Annotated in this window: 6 protein-coding genes and 1 rRNA gene; 1 reads left to right on the top strand and 6 read right to left on the bottom strand. The window is 47.9% G+C overall.

Annotated features, from left to right (window positions below; all coding sequences use genetic code 11):
* Positions 1-101 precede the first annotated feature (101 nt).
* Positions 102-213: ribosomal RNA gene (rrf, locus tag B153_RS0108425) — 5S ribosomal RNA — on the top strand.
* Between the two features lie 98 nt (positions 214-311).
* On the opposite strand, the gene B153_RS0108420 is transcribed toward rrf, so the two are convergent.
* The 6 genes from B153_RS0108420 to leuD form a co-directional block, all read right to left on the bottom strand.
* Positions 312-773, bottom strand: coding sequence for a hypothetical protein (locus tag B153_RS0108420; RefSeq protein WP_020596257.1), 462 nt, complete (start codon positions 771-773; stop codon positions 312-314).
* 111 nt (positions 774-884) lie between these two features.
* Complete coding sequence (locus B153_RS34880) at positions 885-2,024, bottom strand: 2-isopropylmalate synthase (protein ID WP_020596256.1); 1,140 nt, start codon at positions 2,022-2,024, stop codon at positions 885-887.
* A gap of 261 nt (positions 2,025-2,285) precedes the next feature.
* Positions 2,286-3,362, bottom strand: coding sequence for a 3-isopropylmalate dehydrogenase (gene leuB, locus B153_RS0108410; RefSeq protein ID WP_020596255.1), 1,077 nt, complete (start codon positions 3,360-3,362; stop codon positions 2,286-2,288).
* A 138-nt stretch (positions 3,363-3,500) separates the two neighbouring features.
* The gene (locus B153_RS0108405) at positions 3,501-4,196 is read right to left on the bottom strand and encodes a class I SAM-dependent methyltransferase (protein ID WP_020596254.1); all 696 of its coding nucleotides are present in this window, start codon (positions 4,194-4,196) and stop codon (positions 3,501-3,503) included.
* 111 nt (positions 4,197-4,307) lie between these two features.
* The gene (locus tag B153_RS0108400) at positions 4,308-5,828 is read right to left on the bottom strand and encodes an alpha-isopropylmalate synthase regulatory domain-containing protein (protein ID WP_026262000.1); all 1,521 of its coding nucleotides are present in this window, start codon (positions 5,826-5,828) and stop codon (positions 4,308-4,310) included.
* A gap of 91 nt (positions 5,829-5,919) precedes the next feature.
* A complete protein-coding gene (gene leuD, locus B153_RS0108395; RefSeq protein WP_020596252.1) occupies positions 5,920-6,516 on the bottom strand; it encodes a 3-isopropylmalate dehydratase small subunit in 597 nt (198 codons plus the stop codon).
* Between the last annotated feature and the right edge of the window lie 53 nt (positions 6,517-6,569).

Genomic DNA, 6,569 nt, shown 5'->3' with positions numbered 1-6,569 from the left:
AAACTTGTGTTGATAGAGTGATTGGCAATCTCTTTCTGTGGGGTCTTTGAAAGCTACATTGATATAGAGTGCAGGGGATCTGTACTCAGAAGAGTCAATAGGTTGGTGCTGTTAAGGCGGGTGAACACCTCTTTCCATCCCGAACAGAGCCGTTAAGCCCCGTACTGCCGATGGTACTGCTGTCACAAGCGGGAGAGTAGGTAGGTGCCACCTATGAAATCGGAAGGCCTGTCCAACTTGGACAGGCCTTTTCTGTTTTATACCCTTCTTGAATACGTTGTACTACTTGACCTTGATTCATCTAGTGTGGATCAAACCAATTCAACGTCACGAATTACAGGCAAAGTTATTTTAGCTAATACCTGTTCTTCTAGCAGGTCTGCCCAGGTGTTCATGTAGCAAACGACATCTTCTCGCACATTGTGTTTTAAATGCCTTTTCTCAGGGGGGAGCTGTGCCAGAATTTCACGATCGTCTAATCGTTCAAGATGCTTTAGATCTTCCAGGGTAAGACCAGCACCGAGCATTTCACTGATTAGAAGATCAATTGGCATTTGACTTGTCGAGCAATAATCTTCTACCTGCTCGTTCCAGTCGCCATAACGTTGCATGGCGTAACGATGAATTTCATCCTTGCTCAATTTGGTCAGTTCCTGGGCAAGGTTTCCGCAGTTACAACCTCCCATGTGTCCCCATTGGTAAGGTGCTCCCTTTTTAAGATTGTTCGCAGTTTTGCGAAGTGCATTGATAAGTTCAGGCGTTGGACGAGCCATGATAAGACTGATTAGCAGGTTAATGGACTACTATTCTTTGTTGGCGAAACAGCTATTTCTCGTATTTTGTTCTTGGCAAAAAGAAAGCCCGTCGCACGACGGGCTTTCTTTTTAGCGGACCAGTTCCATTAAATCTTTGTCATTGACCTCCTTTCGAATGTCGGCCATATCCAGGAAGCGAGAATAAATGCCATCCAGGGTTGGTTTGTCATAACGGAAACCGAGCAGTTCCAGGCGGTGCTTCAACGCGTGGCGGCCAGAACGGGCAGTCAGGACAATCGATGACTTGGGCACGCCAACATCCTGGGGATTCATGATCTCATAGTTCTCAGAATGTTTCAAAAAACCATCCTGGTGGATACCTGAGGAGTGAGCAAAGGCATTTCGGCCAACAATCGCTTTATTAGCCTGAACAGGCATTCGCATCATTTGCGATACCAGATTACTGACTGGGTAAAGACGGGTTGAGTCGATGTTGGTATACAGCCCCATTTCCTTCTTTACCTTGATAGCCATGACCACTTCTTCGAGCGATGTGTTACCAGCCCGTTCACCAATGCCGTTGATCGTGACTTCAACCTGGCGAGCACCATTCATGACACCTGCCAGTGTGTTGGCCGTTGCCAGACCTAAATCATTATGACAGTGAATAGAAATGGTGGCTTTATGAACATTGGAAACATGCTCATAGATATAAGCGATTTTTTTCCCGTACTCATCGGGTAGGCAATAACCTGTTGTATCAGGAATATTGACGACCGTTGCCCCTGCGCCAATAACAGCCTCGGTTAGTTGAGCCAGGAAGGCCAAATCAGCACGGCCTGCATCTTCAGCATAAAATTCTACATCTTCAACGTACGATTTGGCATGCTTAACAGCGGCAATGGCCTGCTCAAGAATTTTCTCCCGCGTACTGTTGAATTTATTTCGGATATGAATGTCCGAAGAGCCAATACCTGTATGAATCCGGCCCCGTTTGGCCCATTTTAGGGCTTCGCCAGCCGCATCGATATCACCTTTTACGGCTCGGCTTAGGGCGCAGATGGTAGGTTCTGTTACGGCTTTTGAAATTTCGACAACCGACCGAAAGTCACCAGGGCTGGAAATCGGGAAGCCAGCTTCGATAATATCGACTCCGAGCCGTTCCAGTTCTTTGGCAACTACGATTTTTTCTTCAGTGGTCAACTGACAGCCTGGCACTTGTTCGCCGTCGCGCAGGGTGGTGTCGAAAATATAAACTCGTTGGCTCATAGTCCGATATTGATTGAATTAGTATTGACTCAGTAATGATAAAAAAAGCCCATTCCTGCGGAGGAAGGGCTTTTTGGGCAAAATATATCCTTCTCTCCGCTCTTAGAAAACGATTAGGTTTTGCAGCCGGTTGGTAGAGAACATAGCCATTTTTAGTTTGCGAAATTTCGCTGATTGCGTAAATACGCTACAAAAATAGCCCTTTTTGAATTTCCTGCAAGCTTCTCTATAAAATTTTTAACGAAGCTGATTCACTCGGTATTAGGCCGTTAACTGCTGTAGTATCTGAGTACCCATAGCCTCTGTGCCCAGAATTTTGTCTGCCGGGGTATCGCTATTGGCAATATCGCGTGTACGATACCCCGCTTTTAATACAGCATCTACAGCATTAATAATGGCCTGGGCCTCATCTTTCAGGCCGAACGATATATCTAGTAATAAGGCGGCTGAAAGAATCGACGCCAGAGGATTAGCTACCCCTTTGCCCGTAATATCGTGGGCTGAGCCGTGGATGGGTTCGTAAACGCCTGTTAGATCACCAACTGAAGCTGAAGCCAGCATACCCATCGAACCTGCAATCTGACTGGCTTCATCGGTCAGTATGTCGCCAAATAAATTGCCAGTCACAACTACATCGAACCGTTTCGGATCTTTGATGAGCAGCATGGCGGCAGCGTCGATAAACTGGTGTTCAACCGTCACGTCTGGGTATTCGGGAGCAATGGCCTGTACGACTTCGCGCCATAAACGGCTACTTTCGAGTACGTTGGCCTTATCGACTGAGCAGAGTTTTTTGCCACGGGTACGAGCGGCTTCAAAAGCTTTCCGAACAATTCGCTCTACTTCATATTTGCTGTAGATCATTGTATCGTAGGCCGTATTACCGTCATCAAGCCGTTCGCGTTTACCAAAATAAACGTCTCCTGTCAACTCCCGGAAAAACAGAATATCGGCTCCTCGCAGAATTTCGGGCTTAATACTGGATGCGTCGAGGAGTTCGTCGAATAGCTTGATCGGACGCAGATTCGCATAGAGCCCTAACTCCTTCCGCATTTTCAACAGCCCTTGCTCGGGCCGAACTTTGGCCGATGGATCGTTATCGTATTTAGGGTGTCCTACAGCGCCAAACAGAACGGCATCAGCGGCCTTCATTTTGGTTAAGGTTTCTTCGGGTAGCGGAGAGCCAGTAGCTTCGATTGCGACGTGGCCGATCAGGGCTTCGTCGTAGGTGAATTCATGCCCGAACTTCTGAGCGATTGTTTCCAGAACCTGCTTACCAACGGTGGTTACTTCGGCCCCAATACCGTCGCCGGGGACTACTAGGATGTGTTTTTTCATTGATTAAAGAGCAAAGAGTGAAGGCGTGAAAGAGCGCTGGCAGGGTTATACGGGCGGCTTTTCACAATACTCTTTTAACGGGTATAAATTAACTGTGAACGTACTCGTTTGGGTTGTTAAGCTGCTTACTAAATTGGGCTATTTGGGCCGTACGGCTTCGGCAATGACGTTTTTACCGATAACCTGACCAATCGTTAGTTTGTCGAACAGACGACTTACGGGAAAAATGACGCGATCATACAGGACCACCGATTCTTTGGTGATTCGGCCGTCTTTACCAAGCCATTTGTAAATCAACGAGATGAAGTAACCGGCGAAGTCGTAATAGCGGCAATCCGTAACCCGGAAACCGGCATCTTCCAAAATCTGGCGCACCAGCTTTTTGTCGTAACGGCGGTAATGGCCGACGTGCTCATCCATATTGCTGAAAATTTCCTGACGAGCCGGAACAAAGACCTTGATGCGGCCACCGGGTTTTAGTATAGTGTATAACTCCTTGACCATGTCGCCATGATGCTCAATGTGTTCGAGCACATTGATGGTGTAAATCAGGTCGTATTTTTTGGGGAGCTGGCGGATGTCGGTGTAAACGGGTTGTTTAATCAGCGGTAGCAGCTCTGGGTCAATTTCGGCCGCATCGACACTGCCAATCGGAAAGCGGTTGGCATATTCGCCGTTACCAGCTCCAAAATCCAGGACTGCTTCACCGGGACGAATGTCGCGGGCCACCCACTTATACAGCCCACTGTTGTAATTGACAGCATGACTCATCATGGCCAGATTATCTGACCCATTATACTCTACTTTTTCTGCTGTCTGTTTTGCCTGACTCATAAAGGACGAATGAAACGTGATAACAGTTTGTGTTCAGTGCCAAAACACGAATTTATTAAACGAATTGGCAATAATCCCATTTAGGACGTTGCCCTTATCTGGCGGTCAGCGTTAATCCAGCGTATTTAGCATTTTTTGCGTGGCTTTAATAGCCGATACGGTTTGATCAGAATCGAGGCCACGGGTTTTGAATTCGCGATTTTTAAATTTCCATGTAATAATGGTTTCACAAAGCGCATCGGTACGGCCACCCATCGGAATCCGTACAGCATAGTCGGTAAGGGAGGGAAGCACAAGCTTCTTTTTGCTGTAGATTTTCTTCAGGGCATTCATAAAGGCATCATACTGTCCGTCGCCCTGAGCGTTTTCTTCGAACTGTTCTTCTTCAATCCGCACACGTAGCGTGGCCGATGGTTTCAGATCTTTCGAATGCGTCAGTACGTAGTTGAGGATTTCGACCCGCGAGGCAATGGCATTCGTGTTCAGTACATCCGAAATAACATACGGCAAGTCTTCGCGTGTGACTACCTCTTTCAGATCGCCCAGTTCGATAACCCGTTGGGTTACTTTCTTTAAATCGCTCTCCGACAATTGAATCCCTAGCTCACGGAGGTTATTCTCAATGTTGGCCTTGCCGGATGTTTTGCCAAGGGCGTAGCTTCGTTTCCGGCCGAAGCGTTCAGGCAATAAGGTATTGAAATACAGGTTGTTCTTCTTGTCGCCGTCGGCATGGATACCGGCCGTTTGGGTGAACACATTATCCCCGACCACGGGCTTGTTGTCGGGAATCCGAAGTCCTGAAAACGTTTCGACGATCTTACTAACCTGATACAGCGATTTTTCGACCACACCCGTTCGAATGTCGGGCATAAAATCACGCAGAACCGCAATAGCACTTGCCATGGGTGCATTACCTGCCCGTTCGCCCAGCCCATTGACGGTTAGGTGCAGCCCATGCGCTCCCGCTCGAATTGCTTCCATCACATTGGCAATGCTAAGGTCGTAGTCGTTATGGGCATGGAAATCGAAATGAAGCTCTGGATAGCGATCAACGAGCTGGCTGACAAAGGTGAATGTTTCGGCAGGGGTCAATACGCCCAGCGTGTCGGGGAGCAGCACACGACGGATGGGCTGGGTTTGCAGAAAGTCCAGATACTGAAGTACATAATCGGGCGAGTTGCGCATGCCGTTGCTCCAGTCTTCCAGGTATACATTGACCAGCAGATCGGATTGCTGTGCCTGATCAATAACGTACTGAATGTCGTTGAAATGCTCAGTGGGTGTTTTCTTAAGTTGGTGGGTAAGGTGATTCAGCGAGCCTTTGGTCAGCAGGTTCATTACTTTGGCCCCCGACGCACGCATCCAGTCGAGGGAGGCTTGCCCATCAACAAACGTGAGCACTTCAACTTTATCGAGCAAACCTGCCCCGGCAGCCCAATGGGTTATCTGCTGGACGGCTTCCAGCTCACCGGCCGATACCCTTGCCGATGCTACTTCAACGCGGTCAACTTTAACCTCGGTCAACAGCGACTGGGCTAAAGCCAATTTTTCGGACGCAGAAAACGACACCCCGCTGGTTTGTTCACCATCGCGCAGTGTCGTGTCCATGATTTCAATATAACGACGTTTCATATTTAATGATAGAATGATTAAATGATTGAATGATTGAATAGAAAAGCTTGCGCCCGCCAATTCAATCATTCAATCAATCAATCATTCAAAACTAGAAGGGTCTCGTTTCGGCGAAGGTTTCGATTTCGGACTTCATGGAGAGCAGATAATCGATGTCGTCGTAGCCGTTGACCAGGTTGTGCTTTTTATAACCGTTGATCGCAAAACTTTCGCTTTCGCCGGTCGAGAGCAGCGTAATCGTTTGCTCAGGCAAGTTAACCTCCAGTTCGGTGGTTGGATCGGCCTCGATAGCGGCAAAGATTTTATCCGCAAATTCAGGGCTGACCGTAACGGGTAATATACCGATGTTCAGGCAGTTGTTTTTGAAAATGTCGGCAAAGAAACTCGATACAACACAACGGAAACCGTAGTCGTAAATGGCCCAGGCTGCGTGCTCGCGGCTCGAACCACTACCAAAGTTTTTGCCTCCTACCAGGATTTTGCCGGAATAGGTTGGATTGTTCAGAACAAAATCGGGTTTGGGGGTATCGTCGCTATTATAGCGCCAGTCGCGGAAGAGGTTATCGCCGAAGCCTTTACGCTCGGTGGCCTTCAGGAAACGAGCGGGGATGATTTGGTCCGTATCGACGTTCTCAATCGGCATCGGAACGGCCGTACTGCGGAGTATAGTGAATTTATCGTAAGCCATTTTGTTTTATTTTAAACCGCGAAGACGCAAAGACGCGAGGATTTATTTGGGCG

This window comes from Spirosoma panaciterrae DSM 21099 (genome assembly GCF_000374025.1).
Classification (GTDB): domain Bacteria; phylum Bacteroidota; class Bacteroidia; order Cytophagales; family Spirosomataceae; genus Spirosoma; species Spirosoma panaciterrae.
The sequence above is the reverse complement of the archived record's forward strand: the minus strand, read 5'-3'. Positions and strand labels throughout refer to the sequence as shown.